Raw genomic sequence first — 15,659 nt, 5'->3', positions numbered from 1 at the left:
TCAAGACCATCGCGATGGAAGACGGTCTGCGTTTCGCTATCCGTGAAGGCGGTCGTACCGTCGGCGCTGGCGTCGTAGCCAAAGTCATCGAGTAAGTCTCTTGTAGAGTCAGCTCGATGAGTTGAAGAGCCCCCGCCTAGCGGGGGCTTTTTTATTGGGTTGACACCTATCAGGGGCGTCTATAGAATTGCGCCTCCTTTTAACGGGCGTATTGCGCTCGGTGGGAATAGCAGCCGGAGTCTGAAATCCAATGCAAAATCAGCAAATCCGTATCAGGTTGAAGGCTTTTGACCATCGCCTGATCGACCAATCCACCCAGGAAATCGTGGAAACCGCGAAACGTACTGGTGCTCAAGTGCGTGGTCCAATTCCACTGCCTACCCGTAAAGAGCGGTTCACCGTTCTGGTCTCCCCGCACGTCAACAAAGACGCGCGTGACCAGTACGAGATCCGTACTCATAAGCGCGTTCTGGACATCGTCCAGCCAACGGATAAAACCGTTGATGCACTTATGAAGCTTGATCTTGCGGCCGGTGTGGAAGTGCAGATCAGCCTCGGCTAAGACTCGGTCTTGGTCGTGTAACGCTCTGAAATGGGCGGCCATAGCGGGTGAAAGCCCCGTACACTCATGAGGTTTACAACATGACTATTGGTGTAGTCGGTCGTAAATGCGGTATGACCCGTATTTTCACCGAAGAAGGTGTCTCCATTCCGGTCACGGTCATTGAGATCGAGCCGAATCGCGTCACCCAGTTCAAAACTGAAGAGACCGATGGCTATCGTGCAGTGCAAGTCACTGTCGGCGAGCGTCGTGCTTCGCGTGTAACAGCTGCTCAAGCTGGCCACTTCGCCAAGGCGAACGTTGCCGCTGGTCGTACCGTAATGGAATTCCGCCTTGAAGAAGGCGAGTACCAGGCCGGCGATCTGATCAACGCTGAAATCTTCGCTGCTGGTCAACTGGTTGATGTAACCGGTCAGTCCAAGGGTAAAGGCTTCCAGGGTACGATCAAGCGTTGGAACTTCCGCGGGCAAGATAACACCCACGGTAACTCCGTATCCCACCGCGTTCCAGGCTCTATCGGCCAGTGCCAGACTCCTGGTCGTGTATTCAAGGGCAAAAAAATGTCCGGTCATATGGGCGCTGAGCGCGTGACCGTGCAGTCCCTCGAAGTAGTGCGCGTGGACGCTGAACGCAATCTGTTGTTGGTCAAGGGCGCTGTTCCTGGCGCTACTGGCGGCAACTTGGTTGTACGTCCAGCAGCCAAGGCTCGCGGTTAAGGGGAAGCTGACATGCAATTAAATGTAAATGACGCTCAAGCGATCGAAGTTTCCGAACTGACATTTGGCGGCGAATTCAACGAGACGCTGGTTCACCAAGCAGTCGTGGCCTACATGGCTGGCGGCCGTCAAGGTAGCAAGCAGCAAAAGACCCGTTCCGACGTTTCTGGTGGCGGTAAGCGCCCATGGCGTCAGAAAGGTACTGGCCGTGCTCGTGCCGGTACTATCCGTAGCCCAATCTGGCGTGGCGGCGGTACCACTTTTGCGGCTCGTCCTCAGGATCACTCCCAGAAGCTGAACAAGAAGATGTATCGCGCAGCAATGCGTTCCATCCTTGCTGAGCTGGTGCGTACTGATCGTCTGGTCGTGGTTCAGGACTTCGCTGTTGAAGCACCGAAAACCAAAGATCTGCTGAACAAGCTGAATGGCATGGGCCTGACTGACGTCCTGATCGTGTCTGACGCTGTTGATCAGAACCTGTACCTGGCTGCTCGCAACCTGCCACACGTTGATGTTCGTGACGTGCAAGGTTCCGATCCGGTCAGTCTGATCGCATACGACAAGGTGTTGATCACCGTGTCGGCCGTGAAGAAATTCGAGGAGCTGCTGGGATGAACCAGGAACGCGTATTTAAAGTTCTGCTTGGCCCGCACGTTTCCGAGAAGGCTACGGTTCTGGCAGACAAGAAAGGCCAGTTCGTTTTCAAGGTTGCTACCGATGCAACCAAGCTGGAAATCAAGAAGGCCGTCGAAAGCCTGTTCAGCGTGAAAGTAGAGCGCGTTACTACCCTGAACGTTCTGGGTAAGAGCAAGCGCACTGCTCGCGGTCTGGGCAAGCGTAATGACTGGAAGAAGGCAGTTATCTCCCTTCAGCCAGGCCAAGATCTCGATTTCAGCAGCAGTGCTGAGTAAGGAAGGGGTGCATCATGGCAATCGTTAAATGCAAACCGACTTCCCCTGGCCGCCGTTTTGTGGTCAAGGTGGTCAACCAGGAGCTGCATAAAGGCGCTCCTCACGCACCGCTGCTCGAGAAAAAATCGAAGTCTGGTGGTCGTAACAACAATGGCCGTATTACCACTCGTCACATCGGTGGTGGTCATAAGCAGCATTATCGTCTGGTCGACTTCCGTCGCAACGACAAGGATGGCATCGCTGCCACCGTCGAGCGTATCGAATACGATCCAAACCGTACTGCTCACATCGCTCTGCTGCTGTACGCAGATGGCGAGCGTCGCTACATCATCGCCCCTAAAGGCGTGAGTGCTGGCGACCAGCTGATCGCAGGTGCCTTGGCGCCGATCAAGCCGGGCAACGCTCTGCAACTGCGTAACATTCCAGTTGGTAGCACCGTACACGGCATCGAATTGAAGCCAGGTAAAGGCGCACAGATCGCTCGTTCCGCTGGTGCTTCGGCTCAGTTGATCGCTCGTGAAGGTGTCTACGTGACCCTGCGTCTGCGTTCTGGTGAGATGCGTAAAGTACTGGCTGAGTGCCGTGCGACCCTGGGCGAAGTCTCGAACTCCGAGCACAGCCTGCGTTCGTTGGGTAAAGCTGGTGCCAAGCGCTGGCGTGGCGTTCGCCCAACCGTTCGTGGTGTTGCCATGAACCCGGTTGACCACCCACATGGTGGTGGTGAAGGTCGTACCTCTGGTGGTCGTCATCCGGTATCGCCATGGGGCTTCCCGACTAAGGGCGCGAAGACTCGTGGTAATAAGCGTACCGACAAAATGATCGTCCGTCGTCGCAAGTAAATAGAGGGATACGACAGTGCCACGTTCTCTGAAAAAAGGTCCTTTTATTGATCTTCACCTACTGAAGAAGATCGAAGTGGCGGCGGAAAAGAACGATCGCAAACCAGTTAAAACCTGGTCGCGCCGTTCGATGATCCTGCCACAAATGGTCGGTCTGACCATCGCAGTACACAACGGTCGCCAACACGTCCCAGTTCTCGTTAACGAAGACATGGTCGGCCACAAACTGGGCGAGTTTGCCGGTACCCGCACATACCGTGGGCACGTGGCTGACAAGAAAGCCAAGCGTTAAGGGGTAAGGAAATGGAAGTAGCCGCTAAGTTGTCGGGCGCTCGAATCTCCGCCCAGAAAGCCCGCTTGGTCGCCGACCAGATCCGCGGGAAGAAGGTGGGCGAAGCGCTCAACCTGTTGGCTTTCAGCAGTAAGAAAGCCGCCGAGATCATGAAGAAAGTGCTGGAGTCGGCCGTAGCCAACGCCGAGCATAACGAAGGCGCAGACGTTGATGACCTGAAGGTCAGCACCGTTTTCGTCAACGAAGGGCGTTCGCTGAAGCGCATCATGCCACGTGCCAAAGGCCGTGCTGATCGCATCGTCAAGCGGTCTTGCCATATCACTGTCAAGGTTGCTGACAAGTAACGGAGTCGAAGAGATGGGTCAGAAAGTACATCCCATTGGCATTCGCCTGGGAATCGTCAAGGAGCACACCTCCGTCTGGTACGCAGACGGTCGGACTTATGCGGACTACTTGTTCGCTGATCTGAAGGTGCGTGAGTATCTCCAAGACAAACTAAAAAGCGCGTCCGTAAGCCGTATCGATATCCATCGTCCGGCGCAGACTGCACGCATCACCATCCACACTGCTCGTCCAGGTATCGTTATCGGGAAGAAAGGTGAAGATGTTGAGAAGCTGCGTCAGGACCTGACCAAGCAAATGGGTGTGCCTGTGCACATCAATATCGAAGAGATCCGCAAGCCGGAGCTCGACGGTATGCTGGTTGCGCAGAGCGTAGCTCAGCAGCTGGAGCGTCGTGTAATGTTCCGTCGCGCTATGAAGCGCGCTGTACAGAACGCAATGCGCATTGGTGCCAAAGGCATCAAAATCCAAGTGAGCGGTCGTCTCGGCGGTGCTGAAATCGCACGTACTGAATGGTATCGCGAAGGTCGTGTGCCACTGCACACCCTGCGTGCCGACATCGACTATGCCAACTACGAAGCTCACACCACTTACGGTGTGATCGGTGTAAAGGTTTGGATCTTCAAAGGCGAAGTAATTGGTGGTCGCCAAGAAGAGCTGAAGCCACAAGCACCAGCGCCTCGTAAAAAAGCTGCTAAGTAAGGGGTACGCCAAATGTTGCAACCAAAGCGTACGAAGTTCCGCAAGCAGATGACCGGTCACAACCGTGGCCTGGCATTGCGCGGTAGCAAAGTCAGCTTCGGCGAGTTCGCGCTGAAGTCTGTTGCTCGTGGTCGTCTCACCGCTCGTCAGATCGAGTCAGCGCGTCGTGCTCTGACCCGTCACGTAAAACGTGGCGGCAAGATCTGGATCCGTGTATTCCCGGACAAGCCTGTCACCAAGAAGCCACTCGAAGTTCGGATGGGTAAAGGTAAGGGTAACGTGGAGTACTGGGTTGCCCAGATTCAGCCAGGCAAAGTCCTGTATGAAATCGAGGGTGTTTCTGAAGAGCTGGCGCGTGAGGCTTTCGCCCTGGCTGCTGCAAAGCTGCCGCTCGCCACCTCCTTTGTTAAACGGACGGTGATGTGATGAAAGCGAATGAACTTCGTGAAAAATCAGCACAGCAGCTGAACGAGCAACTGCTCGGCCTGCTGCGCGACCAGTTCAATCTGCGTATGCAGAAAGCAACTGGCCAGTTGGGGCAGTCTCATCTGCTCTCGCAAGTTAAGCGTGACATCGCTCGCGTGAAAACTGTGCTCAACCAGCAGGCAGGTAAGTGATCATGGCTGAAGCCGAAAAAACTGTCCGTACGCTGACTGGCCGTGTTGTCAGCGACAAGATGGACAAAACCATCACCGTTCTGATCGAGCGTCGCGTTAAGCACCCGATCTACGGTAAATACGTTAAGCGTTCGACTAAGCTGCACGCGCACGACGAAACCAATCAGTGCCACATCGGCGACAAAGTCACTATTCGTGAAACTCGTCCGATGGCCAAGACCAAGTCTTGGGCGCTGGTTGATGTTCTCGAACGCGCTGTGGAAGTCTAAGGGCTAGGGGTCGGAGAAATTATATGATTCAGACTCAATCCATGCTCGATGTGGCCGATAACAGCGGCGCTCGCCGTGTTATGTGCATCAAGGTGCTGGGTGGCTCCCATCGTCGTTACGCTGGTATTGGTGACATCATCAAAGTTACCGTCAAGGAAGCAATTCCCCGCGGTAAGGTGAAAAAAGGCCAAGTGATGACTGCTGTTGTAGTCCGCACTCGCCACGGTGTTCGTCGCGCTGACGGCTCCATCATCCGCTTTGATGGCAACGCTGCTGTTCTGTTGAACAACAAGCAAGAGCCAATCGGCACCCGTATCTTTGGGCCAGTGACCCGTGAGCTTCGTACTGAGAAGTTCATGAAGATCGTCTCGCTCGCCCCAGAAGTGCTGTAAGGAGATCCGACATGCAAAAGATTCGTCGTGACGACGAGATCATCGTGATCGCCGGCAAGGACAAGGGTAAGCGCGGTAAGGTGCTGAAGGTTCTCGCTGACAACCGTCTGGTTGTTGGTGGCCTGAACCTGGTCAAGCGCCATACCAAGCCTAACCCGATGTCGGGCGTACAGGGCGGTATCGTCGAGAAAGAAGCGCCACTGCACGCTTCCAACGTCGCCATTTTCAACGGCGAAACCAACAAGGCTGACCGCGTTGGTTTCAAAGTAGAAGACGGTAAGAAAATTCGTGTCTTCAAGTCGACCCAAAAAGCGGTTGATGCTTGAACACTGCTAGGTAGAAGACCATGGCACGACTAAAAGAGATTTACCGGAAGGAAATCGCACCGAAGCTTAAGGAAGAACTTAAGCTTTCGAACGTGATGGAAGTTCCGCGCGTTACCAAAATCACCCTGAACATGGGTCTGGGCGAAGCGATCGGCGACAAAAAAGTCATCGAGCACGCTGTTGCTGACCTGGAAAAGATCACCGGTCAGAAAGTCGTTGTGACTTACGCTCGGAAATCCATCGCTGGCTTTAAAGTCCGTGAAGGTTGGCCGATCGGCGTCAAAGTGACCCTGCGCCGTGAGCGTATGTACGAGTTCCTGGATCGTCTGCTGTCGATCTCCCTGCCTCGGGTTCGCGACTTCCGCGGCCTGAATGCCAAGTCCTTCGATGGTCGTGGCAACTACAGCATGGGCGTTAAAGAGCAGATCATTTTCCCGGAAATCGATTACGACAAGATCGACGCTCTCCGCGGTCTGGACATTACCCTGACCACCACTGCTCGGACGGATGACGAAGGTCGCGCACTGCTGCGCGCTTTCAAATTCCCGTTCCGCAACTGATTGGAGTAGGAAAATGGCCAAGAAGAGCATGAAAAACCGTGAGCTGAAGCGTCAGCTCACCGTTGCCAAGTACGCCACCAAGCGTGCAGCGCTGAAAGCTATCATCGTTGATCTGAACGCAAGTCCAGAAGCACGTTGGGAAGCTACCGTAGCACTGCAGAAGCAGCCACGTGACGCAAGCGCTTCGCGCATGCGTAACCGCTGCCGCCTGACTGGTCGTCCGCACGGCGTGTACCGCAAGTTCGGCCTCGGCCGTAACATGCTGCGTCAAGCTGCAATGCGTGGTGACGTTCCAGGTCTGGTTAAAGCCAGCTGGTAAGCACTGTCAATGTCTCGGTGTTCAGGGTCGCAAGATCCTGACCGCCGGTGACCTTGAACTTGAATCAAGCCCCTTTTGGGGCTTGATTCATTTGTGGGGTGTGTCTAGAATACCCGGCTCGCCTGAGCCCGTGCTTTTATCGCGCGGATGTGCTCGGCGACACGTAGTAGCCGAAAGGCTAATTTTTTGTGTATTAGGAGCGTCTAGCCCATGAGTATGCAGGACCCGTTAGCGGACATGCTAACTCGTATCCGTAATGCCCAGATGGCTGAAAAGTCCGTCGTAAGCATGCCATCTTCTACTTTGAAGGTAGCTGTTGCCAAAGTCCTGAAGGACGAAGGTTACATTGCGGGTTATCAGATCAGCAGCGAAATCAAGCCACTGCTGTCCATCGAGCTGAAGTACTTCGAAGGCCGTCCGGTCATCGAGGAAGTGAAGCGCGTTAGCCGTCCAGGCCTGCGTCAGTACAAGTCCGTCGAGGATCTGCCAAAAGTTCGTGGCGGTCTCGGTGTGTCTATCGTCTCCACCAACAAGGGTGTGATGACGGATCGTGCTGCGCGCGCTGCCGGTGTCGGCGGCGAAGTTCTTTGCACTGTGTTCTAAGGGGGGATAAGCATGTCACGCGTCGCTAAGAACCCCGTTAAGCTGCCAGCCGGTGTCGAAGTCAAATTCGCAGGCCAACAGCTTTCGGTGAAGGGTGCCAAGGGCACTCTGCAACTGAACATCCATTCGTCCGTTGAGATCGTTGAAGAAGCTGGTGAGCTGCGTTTCGCTGCTCGCAATGGCGATCAACAAACTCGCGCAATGGCTGGTACCACTCGTGCGTTGGTAAACAACATGGTCCAAGGCGTAAGCCAAGGCTTCGAGCGCAAGCTCCAGCTGGTCGGTGTTGGTTACAAGGCGCAAGCAAAAGGCACAGTGCTGAACCTGGCTCTTGGCTTCTCGCACCCAGTGGATTATGAACTGCCGGAAGGCATCACCGCTGAGACTCCTAGCCAGACCGATATCCTGATCAAGGGCATCGACAAGCAGCTGGTAGGTCAAGTGGCCGCCGAGATCCGCGACTTCCGTCCACCAGAGCCGTACAAAGGCAAAGGTGTGCGCTACGCGGACGAAGTCGTCCGTCGTAAAGAAGCCAAGAAGAAGTAGGGCATAGCAAATGACCGACAAAAAAGTTACTCGACTGCGTCGCGCTCGCAAAGCACGCCTGAAAATGCACGAACTCGAAGTCGTGCGTCTCTGCGTGTTCCGCTCGTCGCAGCACATCTACGCCCAGGTCATTTCGGCCGACGGCAACAAAGTCCTGGCAAGTGCCTCGACTTTGGATAAAGAACTGCGTGATGGCGCCACTGGCAACATCGACGCGGCCACTAAGGTTGGCCAGCTGGTCGCTACGCGTGCTAAAGCCGCTGGCGTCTCGCAGGTGGCTTTCGACCGCTCTGGCTTCAAGTACCACGGCCGCGTCAAGGCGCTGGCTGATGCTGCTCGTGAAGCTGGGCTGGAGTTCTAAGTTATGTCAAATAACGACCAAAAGCGCGACGAAGGCTACATCGAGAAGCTGGTTCAAGTTAACCGCGTAGCCAAAACCGTTAAAGGCGGCCGTATCTTCACTTTCACCGCGTTGACCGTGGTAGGTGATGGTAAAGGGCGTGTTGGCTTCGGCCGTGGCAAGTCGCGTGAAGTGCCCGCTGCGATCCAGAAGGCAATGGAAGCTGCTCGCCGCAACATGATCCAGGTTGATCTGAACGGCACCACTCTGCAGTACGCAATGAAGTCTGCCCATGGCGCTTCGAAGGTGTACATGCAGCCTGCTTCTGAAGGTACCGGTATCATCGCTGGCGGCGCTATGCGTGCTGTCCTCGAAGTTGCTGGCGTTCAGAACGTTCTGGCCAAGTGCTACGGCTCGACTAACCCGGTAAACGTGGTTCACGCCACTTTCAAGGGTTTGAAAGCAATGCAGTCTCCTGAATCCATTGCCGCCAAGCGTGGCAAAAGCGTCAAGGAGATCTTCTGATCATGGCTACCGTAAAAGTTACGCTGATCAAAAGCATGACCGGCCGCATCCCTAACCACAAACTGTGCGTTAAGGGTCTGGGTCTGCGTCGCATCGGTCACACTGTAGAGGTCCTGGATACTCCCGAGAATCGCGGGATGATCAACAAGGCCTACTACATGCTGCGTGTAGAGGGTTAATCGATGAAACTCAATGATCTGAGTCCAGCGCCGGGTTCCCGTCGCGAAAAGCATCGTCCGGGCCGTGGTATCGGTAGTGGTTTGGGCAAGACCGGTGGCCGTGGCCACAAAGGTCAGACCTCCCGCTCCGGTGGCACCATTGCTCCAGGCTTTGAAGGCGGTCAACAGCCGCTGCATCGTCGCCTGCCGAAGTTCGGTTTCGTTTCCCTGAAGGCCATGGATCGCGCAGAAGTGCGTCTGTCCGAGCTGGCTAAAGTGGATGGCGACATCGTCACCGTGCAGTCCCTGAAGGATGCCAACGTGATCAACCAGAACGTACAGCGTGTGAAAATCATGCTGTCGGGCGAAGTTGCTCGCGCTGTCACCATCGGAAAGGGAATCGGCGCCACCAAAGGTGCGCGTGCGGCTATCGAAGCAGCTGGCGGCAAGTTCGAGGAATAAATGGCTAAGCAAGGTGCTCTCTCTGCGCTCGGCAAAGGCGGTATGTCTGAACTCTGGGCTCGTCTGCGTTTTCTGTTCCTGGCGATTATCGTCTACCGAATAGGCGCACACATCCCGGTTCCAGGTATCAACCCGGACCGACTCGCGGACCTGTTTCGACAGAATGAGGGGACCATTCTTAGCTTGTTCAACATGTTTTCCGGCGGTGCGCTGGAACGGATGAGCATCTTTGCTCTGGGGATCATGCCGTACATCTCGGCATCGATCATCATGCAACTGATGACCGCCGTCAGCCCACAGCTGGAACAGTTGAAGAAGGAAGGTGAAGCTGGCCGTCGCAAGATCAGCCAGTACACCCGCTACCTCACCGTCGTCCTTGCTCTTGTCCAGGCTGTTGGCATGTCCATCGGTCTGGCAGGGCAAGGCGTAGCGTTCACTGGTGACTTTGGCTTCCATTTCGTCGCGGTAACCACGTTTGTGGCGGGTGCGATGTTCATGATGTGGCTGGGTGAGCAGATTACTGAGCGTGGTGTTGGCAACGGTATCTCGATGTTGATTTTCGCAGGTATCGTCGCCGGTCTTCCGAGAGCGATCGGGCAGTCTTTCGAGTCTGCGCGTCAGGGTGACATCAACATTTTTGCCCTGGTTGCGATCGGTTTGCTGGCAGTAGCGATTATCGGTTTCGTGGTGTTCATTGAGCGTGGTCAGCGTCGTATAGCTGTTCACTACGCCAAGCGTCAGCAGGGCCGCAAGGTATTTGCTGCGCAGACTAGCCACTTGCCGCTGAAGGTGAATATGGCCGGTGTTATCCCGGCTATTTTTGCGAGCAGCATTTTGCTGTTCCCGGCTTCGCTGGGTGCCTGGTTTGGTCAGTCTGAAGGTATGGGCTGGCTGCAGGACATCTCGCAGTCGATCGCTCCTGGTCAGCCGTTGAATATTCTGCTGTTTAGTGCAGGGATTATTTTCTTCTGCTTCTTCTATACGGCGTTGATGTTCAATCCGAAAGACGTAGCGGAAAACCTGAAGAAGTCCGGTGCCTTTATTCCGGGTATCCGTCCAGGCGAGCAGTCGGCGCGCTACATTGATGGCGTTTTGACTCGTTTGACCTTGTTCGGTGCTCTCTATATGACGGCCGTTTGCTTGCTTCCCCAGTTCCTGGTGGTTGCGGCAAATGTTCCGTTCTACCTTGGCGGGACCTCGTTGCTGATCGTGGTCGTGGTTGTGATGGACTTCATGTCCCAAGTACAATCGCACCTCGTTTCGCACCAGTACGAATCCCTGATGAAGAAAGCCAACCTGAAGGGCTACGGCAGCGGCATGTTGCGCTGAGTAGCGTCCATAAGGTTCGAGGAGTTGGTGATGAAAGTTCGTGCATCGGTGAAAAAGCTGTGCCGTAACTGCAAGATTATTCGCCGCGAAGGCGTTGTTCGGGTAATTTGCAGCGCGGAACCGCGTCACAAACAGCGCCAAGGCTGAGTGTGATTGTGCTTTAAGCCCGGCAGCTAGTGCGCTGCCGGGTTGATTATTTGTTATTACAGCGATATTATCTCGCGCCCTATTTCTTGGCTTCCGGGGCGTAGGTAGCTGTCAATTGGAGTCCCACTGAATGGCCCGTATTGCAGGCGTTAACATTCCAGATAACAAGCATACTGTTATCTCGCTGACCTACATCTATGGTGTTGGTCGCACTACTGCACAGAAAATTTGTGCAGTGTCTGGGGTCAACCCAGCGGCAAAGATCAAAGATCTGAGCGACGAGCAGATTGAACAGCTGCGTGGCGAAGTGGCGAAGTTCACCACTGAAGGTGACCTGCGTCGCGAAATCAACATGAAAATCAAGCGCTTGATGGACCTCGGTTGCTATCGCGGTCTGCGTCATCGTCGTGGTCTTCCAGTACGCGGTCAGCGTACCAAGACCAACGCGCGTACCCGTAAAGGTCCGCGTAAGCCGATCCGCAAGTAATCGCCCCAGCGAATCGACAGGAATTTAATCATGGCAAAACCTGCTGCTCGTCCTCGTAAAAAAGTTAAAAAGACAGTGGTTGATGGCATCGCCCACATCCATGCTTCTTTTAACAACACCATCGTGACCATTACCGACCGTCAAGGTAACGCTCTTTCCTGGGCAACCTCCGGTGGTTCGGGTTTCCGCGGTTCCCGCAAGTCCACCCCGTTCGCTGCTCAAGTAGCTGCTGAGCGTGCTGGTCAAGCTGCGCTGGAATACGGCCTGAAAAACCTCGACGTCAACGTCAAGGGTCCAGGTCCGGGTCGTGAATCCGCAGTCCGCGCTTTGAACGGCTGTGGCTACAAGATCGCCAGCATCACCGACGTGACGCCAATCCCGCACAACGGGTGCCGTCCGCCGAAGAAGCGCCGCGTGTAATCCAGGAGATTGTAAAGAATGGCTCGTTACATTGGTCCAAAATGCAAACTCGCTCGTCGCGAAGGCACCGATCTCTTTCTGAAGAGCGGCGTGCGCGCGATCGAATCGAAGTGCAACATTGAAGCAGCACCTGGTATCCACGGCCAACGCCGCGGTCGCCAGTCCGATTACGGCACCCAACTGCGTGAAAAGCAGAAGGTCCGTCGTATCTACGGCGTTCTCGAGCGTCAATTCAGCGGCTACTACAAAGAAGCAGCTGGCAAGAAGGGCGCAACCGGCGAAAACCTGTTGCAACTGCTCGAATGCCGTCTGGACAACGTTGTATACCGTATGGGTTTCGGTTCTACTCGTGCCGAATCCCGTCAGCTGGTATCGCACAAGTCGATCAGCGTTAACGGTCAGACCGTAAACGTTCCGTCCTACCAGGTTCGTGCTGGTGACGTGGTTGCTGTTCGCGAGAAAGCAAAGAACCAACTTCGCATTGTCCAAGCTCTCGATCTGTGTGCCCAACGTGGCCGCGTAGAATGGGTAGAAGTAGACACTGAGAAGAAGTCGGGCGTTTTCAAGAACGTTCCTGCTCGCAGTGATCTGTCCGCCGACATCAACGAAAGCCTGATTGTCGAGCTCTACTCCAAGTAAGGGCTAGAAAATAGGTGCATCCATGCAGATTTCGGTAAATGAGTTCCTGACACCCCGCCATATTGATGTGCAGGTTGTCAGTCCAACCCGCGCCAAGATCACACTCGAGCCTCTCGAGCGTGGTTTTGGCCACACCCTGGGCAACGCGCTGCGCCGCATCCTGTTGTCCTCAATGCCCGGCTGTGCAGTAGTCGAGGCCGAGATTGACGGTGTGCTCCATGAGTACAGCGCCATCGAAGGTGTACAGGAAGATGTAATTGAAATCCTGTTGAACCTTAAAGGTCTGGCTATCAAGCTGCACGGTCGTGACGAAGTTACGCTGACCTTGTCGAAGAAGGGTTCGGGGGTGGTTACCGCTGCCGATATTCAGCTGGATCATGATGTCGAGATCGTTAACCCCGATCACGTAATCGCTAACCTGGCGTCTAACGGCGCCCTGAACATGAAGCTCACCGTAGCTCGTGGTCGTGGTTATGAGCCGGCAGACTCGCGTCAGAGCGATGAAGACGAAAGCCGCAGCATCGGTCGCTTGCAGCTTGACTCTTCGTTCAGCCCGGTTCGCCGTATCGCATACGTGGTGGAAAACGCCCGTGTCGAACAGCGTACTAACCTGGACAAGCTGGTTATTGATCTGGAAACCAACGGTACCCTGGATCCTGAAGAGGCCATTCGCCGCGCTGCAACCATTCTGCAACAGCAGTTGGCTGCGTTCGTCGACCTCAAGGGTGACAGTGAGCCAGTGGTTGTCGAGCAGGAAGACGAGATTGATCCGATCCTGCTTCGCCCGGTTGACGATCTGGAACTGACTGTACGTTCGGCTAACTGCCTTAAGGCGGAAAACATCTACTACATCGGCGACCTGATTCAGCGCACCGAAGTAGAGCTGTTGAAGACTCCGAACCTTGGCAAGAAATCCTTGACTGAAATCAAGGACGTTCTGGCCTCCCGCGGTCTGTCCCTCGGCATGCGCCTCGACAACTGGCCGCCTGCAAGTCTTAAGAAGGACGACAAGGCGACTGCCTGATCGTCGTAATCACCGAACGTTGTGTTTGGTAAGGAATGAACCATGCGTCATCGTAAAAGTGGTCGTCACCTGAGCCGCACCAGCTCGCACCGCAAGGCCATGTTCCAAAACATGGCGGTGTCGCTGTTCGAGCACGAGCTGATCAAAACTACACTGCCGAAAGCCAAAGAACTGCGCCGCGTTGCTGAGCCGCTGATCACTTTGGCCAAGACAGATAGTCTGGCTAACCGCCGTCTGGCTTTCGACCGTACTCGTTCGAAAGCTATCGTTGGTAAGCTCTTCAACGACCTGGGCAAGCGTTATGCTACCCGTGAGGGTGGCTACCTGCGCATCCTCAAGTGCGGTTTCCGCGCTGGCGACAACGCGCCTATGGCGTACGTCGAGTTGGTTGATCGTGCTACCAGCGGTGAAGCTGTATCCGCTGAGTAAGTCGGCAACATACAAAAAACCGGGCCTTGTGCCCGGTTTTTTGTGCCCGGTCAAAAAGTATCAGTCACCTCTTTGTCTGGGGGCGCGCAGGCAATAAGGCATCGTTAGATAATGACTATCGATGTCCATGATTTAATGAATTTGGATACTGTCATTAACATGATCAATACTCCTTTCCAGCCGATTAGCCGGCAGTTTGAAGACCGACCTAGGAAGATTGAGCATGAGCCAGACCAAAACGCTTACGACCGCCAGCGGCGCTCCTGTCGCCGATAACCAGAACTCTCGCTCCGCTGGCCCGCGTGGTCCGCTGTTGCTCGACGACTTCCACCTTATCGAGAAGCTCGCTCACTTCAATCGCGAGAACATTCCCGAGCGCCGTGTACACGCCAAGGGATCAGGCGCTTACGGCACATTTACCGTAACCCGGGATATCACCCAATACACCAGCGCCAAGCTGTTTGAGTCGGTCGGCAAGCAGACCCCAACGTTCCTGCGTTTTTCCACCGTGGGTGGCGAGCGTGGCTCTGCGGATACTGAACGCGACCCACGCGGTTTCGCCCTGAAGTTCTACACCGAGGAAGGGAACTGGGACATCGTGGGTAATAACACCCCTGTGTTTTTCATTCGCGATCCGCTGAAATTCCCCGACTTCATCCATACCCAGAAGCGCCTGCCCCAAAGCAATCTGAAAAGTGCCCAAATGATGTGGGATTTCTGGTCGCATTCGCCGGAGGCTTTGCACCAGGTCACCATTCTGTTCTCTGATCGTGGCATTCCCGATGGCTACCGTCACATGCACGGCTTTGGCAGCCACACCTATAGTCTGATCAGCGCCCAGGGTGAGCGTCACTGGGTGAAATGGCACTACAAGACCAAGCAAGGGATCAAGAACCTGACGCCGGCTGAAGCTGCGCGCCTGGCGGGCACCGACCCGGATTACGCTCAGCGTGATCTGTTCAATGCGATCGAGCGTGGTGATTTCCCGAAGTGGAGCGTCTGCATCCAGATCATGACCGAGGCTCAAGCCGCGGCCCACTACGAGAACCCGTTCGATGTGACCAAAACCTGGTCGCAAAAAGAGTTTCCGTTGATCGAGGTTGGCGAACTGGAGCTCAACCGTAACCCGCTGAACTACTTCGCTGAGGTTGAGCAGGCTACGTTCGGCCCGAGCAATATGGTTCCAGGGGTTGGTCTTTCACCAGATCGCATGCTGCAAGGTCGTGTATTCGCCTACGCTGATGCGCACCGCTACCGTGTGGGCACCAATCACCAGCAATTGCCAGTCAACGCCCCGCGCAGCCCGGTCAACACTTACCAGCGCGACGGAGCCATGGCGTTCGGCAGCAATGGCGGTGCGGCACCGAACTACGAGCCTAACAGCTACGTCGAGGCGCCCAAGCAGGCTCCGCGTTATGCTGAACCGGCCCTGGCGCTCGGTGGTTCGGCAGACCGTTACGATCACCGCGAAGATACCGACTACTACAGTCACGCCGGTGCGCTGTTCCGCTTGATGAATGATGCCCAGAAAGCGCTGCTGATCAGCAACATCGCGGGTGCGATGGCCGGTGTATCGGCGGATGTTGTCGATCGTCAGCTGCAGCACTTCTTCAAAGCGGATGTCGCTTATGGTGAAGGCATCGCCAAAGCGTTGGGCGTACAGCTTAACTAAGTCTAAACGAGAAGCAGAACCGCCCTCAATT

At 55.1% G+C, this 15,659-nt stretch carries 29 protein-coding genes and 1 pseudogene; all 30 read left to right on the top strand.

The features are described from left to right. A pseudogene (locus BMY45_RS04220) lies at positions 1-95 on the top strand (elongation factor Tu); the annotation flags it as partial. A 155-nt stretch (positions 96-250) separates the two neighbouring features. Beyond that, the gene (gene rpsJ, locus BMY45_RS04215; protein WP_003186070.1) at positions 251-562 is read left to right on the top strand and encodes a 30S ribosomal protein S10; all 312 of its coding nucleotides are present in this window, start codon (positions 251-253) and stop codon (positions 560-562) included. Between the two features lie 80 nt (positions 563-642). Further along, positions 643-1,278 (top strand): 50S ribosomal protein L3, encoded by a 636-nt coding sequence (gene rplC, locus BMY45_RS04210; RefSeq protein WP_003186059.1) that lies wholly within the window; start codon positions 643-645, stop codon positions 1,276-1,278. A 12-nt stretch (positions 1,279-1,290) separates the two neighbouring features. Further along, positions 1,291-1,893 carry a 50S ribosomal protein L4 gene (rplD, locus tag BMY45_RS04205; RefSeq protein ID WP_003186057.1) on the top strand — a complete coding sequence of 201 codons (603 nt, stop codon included), beginning with the start codon at positions 1,291-1,293 and terminating at the stop codon, positions 1,891-1,893. Next, positions 1,890-2,189 (top strand): 50S ribosomal protein L23, encoded by a 300-nt coding sequence (rplW, locus tag BMY45_RS04200; protein ID WP_002555488.1) that lies wholly within the window; start codon positions 1,890-1,892, stop codon positions 2,187-2,189. Before rplD ends, rplW begins: the two co-directional genes overlap by 4 nt. A 14-nt stretch (positions 2,190-2,203) precedes the next feature. After that, entirely contained in the window at positions 2,204-3,028 is an 825-nt protein-coding gene (gene rplB, locus BMY45_RS04195) for a 50S ribosomal protein L2 (protein ID WP_003186055.1), read from the top strand. 16 nt (positions 3,029-3,044) lie between these two features. Then, a complete protein-coding gene (gene rpsS, locus BMY45_RS04190) occupies positions 3,045-3,320 on the top strand; it encodes a 30S ribosomal protein S19 (RefSeq protein ID WP_002555486.1) in 276 nt (91 codons plus the stop codon). 11 nt (positions 3,321-3,331) lie between these two features. Next, the gene (gene rplV / locus BMY45_RS04185; RefSeq protein ID WP_003103908.1) at positions 3,332-3,664 is read left to right on the top strand and encodes a 50S ribosomal protein L22; all 333 of its coding nucleotides are present in this window, start codon (positions 3,332-3,334) and stop codon (positions 3,662-3,664) included. 13 nt (positions 3,665-3,677) lie between these two features. Then, positions 3,678-4,364, top strand: coding sequence for a 30S ribosomal protein S3 (gene rpsC / locus BMY45_RS04180; RefSeq protein ID WP_003176422.1), 687 nt, complete (start codon positions 3,678-3,680; stop codon positions 4,362-4,364). Between the two features lie 12 nt (positions 4,365-4,376). Beyond that, entirely contained in the window at positions 4,377-4,790 is a 414-nt protein-coding gene (gene rplP / locus BMY45_RS04175) for a 50S ribosomal protein L16 (RefSeq protein ID WP_003186052.1), read from the top strand. Further along, the gene (rpmC, locus tag BMY45_RS04170) at positions 4,790-4,981 is read left to right on the top strand and encodes a 50S ribosomal protein L29 (RefSeq protein WP_002555481.1); all 192 of its coding nucleotides are present in this window, start codon (positions 4,790-4,792) and stop codon (positions 4,979-4,981) included. Before rplP ends, rpmC begins: the two co-directional genes overlap by 1 nt. 2 nt (positions 4,982-4,983) lie before the next feature. Next, a complete protein-coding gene (rpsQ, locus tag BMY45_RS04165; protein ID WP_003194644.1) occupies positions 4,984-5,250 on the top strand; it encodes a 30S ribosomal protein S17 in 267 nt (88 codons plus the stop codon). Between the two features lie 23 nt (positions 5,251-5,273). Continuing rightward, positions 5,274-5,642, top strand: coding sequence for a 50S ribosomal protein L14 (gene rplN, locus BMY45_RS04160; RefSeq protein WP_002555479.1), 369 nt, complete (start codon positions 5,274-5,276; stop codon positions 5,640-5,642). Between the two features lie 11 nt (positions 5,643-5,653). After that, on the top strand, positions 5,654-5,968 hold the full coding sequence (gene rplX / locus BMY45_RS04155; protein ID WP_003186046.1) for a 50S ribosomal protein L24: 315 nt from the start codon (positions 5,654-5,656) through the stop codon (positions 5,966-5,968). Between the two features lie 20 nt (positions 5,969-5,988). Beyond that, a complete protein-coding gene (gene rplE / locus BMY45_RS04150; protein ID WP_003186044.1) occupies positions 5,989-6,528 on the top strand; it encodes a 50S ribosomal protein L5 in 540 nt (179 codons plus the stop codon). A gap of 13 nt (positions 6,529-6,541) precedes the next feature. Further along, positions 6,542-6,847, top strand: coding sequence for a 30S ribosomal protein S14 (gene rpsN, locus BMY45_RS04145; RefSeq protein WP_003186042.1), 306 nt, complete (start codon positions 6,542-6,544; stop codon positions 6,845-6,847). A gap of 210 nt (positions 6,848-7,057) precedes the next feature. After that, a complete protein-coding gene (rpsH, locus tag BMY45_RS04140; RefSeq protein WP_017848802.1) occupies positions 7,058-7,450 on the top strand; it encodes a 30S ribosomal protein S8 in 393 nt (130 codons plus the stop codon). Between the two features lie 12 nt (positions 7,451-7,462). Next, entirely contained in the window at positions 7,463-7,996 is a 534-nt protein-coding gene (rplF, locus tag BMY45_RS04135; RefSeq protein ID WP_003186039.1) for a 50S ribosomal protein L6, read from the top strand. 10 nt (positions 7,997-8,006) lie between these two features. After that, positions 8,007-8,357, top strand: a complete 351-nt coding sequence (gene rplR, locus BMY45_RS04130) for a 50S ribosomal protein L18 (protein WP_003186037.1) — start codon at positions 8,007-8,009, stop codon at positions 8,355-8,357. Positions 8,358-8,360: 3 nt separating this feature from the next. Beyond that, a complete protein-coding gene (rpsE, locus tag BMY45_RS04125; protein WP_003186035.1) occupies positions 8,361-8,861 on the top strand; it encodes a 30S ribosomal protein S5 in 501 nt (166 codons plus the stop codon). Between the two features lie 2 nt (positions 8,862-8,863). After that, entirely contained in the window at positions 8,864-9,040 is a 177-nt protein-coding gene (gene rpmD / locus BMY45_RS04120) for a 50S ribosomal protein L30 (protein WP_003186033.1), read from the top strand. A 3-nt stretch (positions 9,041-9,043) separates the two neighbouring features. Then, the gene (rplO, locus tag BMY45_RS04115) at positions 9,044-9,481 is read left to right on the top strand and encodes a 50S ribosomal protein L15 (RefSeq protein WP_003186032.1); all 438 of its coding nucleotides are present in this window, start codon (positions 9,044-9,046) and stop codon (positions 9,479-9,481) included. Then, positions 9,482-10,810, top strand: coding sequence for a preprotein translocase subunit SecY (gene secY / locus BMY45_RS04110; RefSeq protein WP_047229771.1), 1,329 nt, complete (start codon positions 9,482-9,484; stop codon positions 10,808-10,810). It begins immediately after the preceding gene. Between the two features lie 30 nt (positions 10,811-10,840). Beyond that, a complete protein-coding gene (gene rpmJ, locus BMY45_RS04105) occupies positions 10,841-10,957 on the top strand; it encodes a 50S ribosomal protein L36 (protein WP_002555468.1) in 117 nt (38 codons plus the stop codon). Between the two features lie 130 nt (positions 10,958-11,087). Further along, positions 11,088-11,444 carry a 30S ribosomal protein S13 gene (gene rpsM / locus BMY45_RS04100; protein ID WP_047229770.1) on the top strand — a complete coding sequence of 119 codons (357 nt, stop codon included), beginning with the start codon at positions 11,088-11,090 and terminating at the stop codon, positions 11,442-11,444. Positions 11,445-11,474: 30 nt separating this feature from the next. Next, positions 11,475-11,864 carry a 30S ribosomal protein S11 gene (gene rpsK, locus BMY45_RS04095; protein WP_002555466.1) on the top strand — a complete coding sequence of 130 codons (390 nt, stop codon included), beginning with the start codon at positions 11,475-11,477 and terminating at the stop codon, positions 11,862-11,864. 18 nt (positions 11,865-11,882) lie between these two features. Further along, positions 11,883-12,503 carry a 30S ribosomal protein S4 gene (gene rpsD, locus BMY45_RS04090; protein WP_003176404.1) on the top strand — a complete coding sequence of 207 codons (621 nt, stop codon included), beginning with the start codon at positions 11,883-11,885 and terminating at the stop codon, positions 12,501-12,503. A gap of 22 nt (positions 12,504-12,525) precedes the next feature. Next, positions 12,526-13,527 (top strand): DNA-directed RNA polymerase subunit alpha, encoded by a 1,002-nt coding sequence (gene rpoA, locus BMY45_RS04085; RefSeq protein ID WP_003186012.1) that lies wholly within the window; start codon positions 12,526-12,528, stop codon positions 13,525-13,527. A gap of 42 nt (positions 13,528-13,569) precedes the next feature. Then, positions 13,570-13,956: a 50S ribosomal protein L17 gene (rplQ, locus tag BMY45_RS04080; RefSeq protein ID WP_003186009.1), complete on the top strand. Its 387-nt coding sequence runs from the start codon at positions 13,570-13,572 to the stop codon at positions 13,954-13,956. 223 nt (positions 13,957-14,179) lie between these two features. Further along, positions 14,180-15,628 (top strand): catalase, encoded by a 1,449-nt coding sequence (locus BMY45_RS04075; protein ID WP_092394855.1) that lies wholly within the window; start codon positions 14,180-14,182, stop codon positions 15,626-15,628. The last annotated feature ends 31 nt before the right edge of the window (positions 15,629-15,659 follow it).

This window comes from Pseudomonas sp. NFACC39-1, from assembly GCF_900110355.1.
In the GTDB taxonomy this organism is placed as follows: domain Bacteria; phylum Pseudomonadota; class Gammaproteobacteria; order Pseudomonadales; family Pseudomonadaceae; genus Aquipseudomonas; species Aquipseudomonas tehranensis.
The sequence above is the reverse complement of the archived record's forward strand: the minus strand, read 5'-3'. Positions and strand labels throughout refer to the sequence as shown.

Excerpts from the sequence above, each read along its gene's own strand:
- rpsN (WP_003186042.1), top strand. The coding sequence starts at position 6,542 with ATGGCCAAGAAGAGCATGAAAAACCGTGAGCTGAAGCGTCAGCTCACC.
- rplN (WP_002555479.1), top strand. The coding sequence starts at position 5,274 with ATGATTCAGACTCAATCCATGCTCGATGTGGCCGATAACAGCGGCGCT.
- rpsE (WP_003186035.1), top strand. The coding sequence starts at position 8,361 with ATGTCAAATAACGACCAAAAGCGCGACGAAGGCTACATCGAGAAGCTG.
- rplO (WP_003186032.1), top strand. The coding sequence starts at position 9,044 with ATGAAACTCAATGATCTGAGTCCAGCGCCGGGTTCCCGTCGCGAAAAG.
- rplE (WP_003186044.1), top strand. The coding sequence starts at position 5,989 with ATGGCACGACTAAAAGAGATTTACCGGAAGGAAATCGCACCGAAGCTT.
- rpsC (WP_003176422.1), top strand. The coding sequence starts at position 3,678 with ATGGGTCAGAAAGTACATCCCATTGGCATTCGCCTGGGAATCGTCAAG.
- rpmJ (WP_002555468.1), top strand. The coding sequence starts at position 10,841 with ATGAAAGTTCGTGCATCGGTGAAAAAGCTGTGCCGTAACTGCAAGATT.
- rplF (WP_003186039.1), top strand. The coding sequence starts at position 7,463 with ATGTCACGCGTCGCTAAGAACCCCGTTAAGCTGCCAGCCGGTGTCGAA.
- rpsJ (WP_003186070.1), top strand. The coding sequence starts at position 251 with ATGCAAAATCAGCAAATCCGTATCAGGTTGAAGGCTTTTGACCATCGC.
- rplB (WP_003186055.1), top strand. The coding sequence starts at position 2,204 with ATGGCAATCGTTAAATGCAAACCGACTTCCCCTGGCCGCCGTTTTGTG.
- secY (WP_047229771.1), top strand. The coding sequence starts at position 9,482 with ATGGCTAAGCAAGGTGCTCTCTCTGCGCTCGGCAAAGGCGGTATGTCT.
- rplQ (WP_003186009.1), top strand. The coding sequence starts at position 13,570 with ATGCGTCATCGTAAAAGTGGTCGTCACCTGAGCCGCACCAGCTCGCAC.
- rpsM (WP_047229770.1), top strand. The coding sequence starts at position 11,088 with ATGGCCCGTATTGCAGGCGTTAACATTCCAGATAACAAGCATACTGTT.
- rplR (WP_003186037.1), top strand. The coding sequence starts at position 8,007 with ATGACCGACAAAAAAGTTACTCGACTGCGTCGCGCTCGCAAAGCACGC.
- rplP (WP_003186052.1), top strand. The coding sequence starts at position 4,377 with ATGTTGCAACCAAAGCGTACGAAGTTCCGCAAGCAGATGACCGGTCAC.
- rplC (WP_003186059.1), top strand. The coding sequence starts at position 643 with ATGACTATTGGTGTAGTCGGTCGTAAATGCGGTATGACCCGTATTTTC.
- rplD (WP_003186057.1), top strand. The coding sequence starts at position 1,291 with ATGCAATTAAATGTAAATGACGCTCAAGCGATCGAAGTTTCCGAACTG.
- rpsQ (WP_003194644.1), top strand. The coding sequence starts at position 4,984 with ATGGCTGAAGCCGAAAAAACTGTCCGTACGCTGACTGGCCGTGTTGTC.
- rpsH (WP_017848802.1), top strand. The coding sequence starts at position 7,058 with ATGAGTATGCAGGACCCGTTAGCGGACATGCTAACTCGTATCCGTAAT.
- BMY45_RS04075 (WP_092394855.1), top strand. The coding sequence starts at position 14,180 with ATGAGCCAGACCAAAACGCTTACGACCGCCAGCGGCGCTCCTGTCGCC.
- rpmC (WP_002555481.1), top strand. The coding sequence starts at position 4,790 with ATGAAAGCGAATGAACTTCGTGAAAAATCAGCACAGCAGCTGAACGAG.
- rplW (WP_002555488.1), top strand. The coding sequence starts at position 1,890 with ATGAACCAGGAACGCGTATTTAAAGTTCTGCTTGGCCCGCACGTTTCC.
- rpsK (WP_002555466.1), top strand. The coding sequence starts at position 11,475 with ATGGCAAAACCTGCTGCTCGTCCTCGTAAAAAAGTTAAAAAGACAGTG.
- rpsD (WP_003176404.1), top strand. The coding sequence starts at position 11,883 with ATGGCTCGTTACATTGGTCCAAAATGCAAACTCGCTCGTCGCGAAGGC.
- rpoA (WP_003186012.1), top strand. The coding sequence starts at position 12,526 with ATGCAGATTTCGGTAAATGAGTTCCTGACACCCCGCCATATTGATGTG.
- rplX (WP_003186046.1), top strand. The coding sequence starts at position 5,654 with ATGCAAAAGATTCGTCGTGACGACGAGATCATCGTGATCGCCGGCAAG.
- rpmD (WP_003186033.1), top strand. The coding sequence starts at position 8,864 with ATGGCTACCGTAAAAGTTACGCTGATCAAAAGCATGACCGGCCGCATC.
- rplV (WP_003103908.1), top strand. The coding sequence starts at position 3,332 with ATGGAAGTAGCCGCTAAGTTGTCGGGCGCTCGAATCTCCGCCCAGAAA.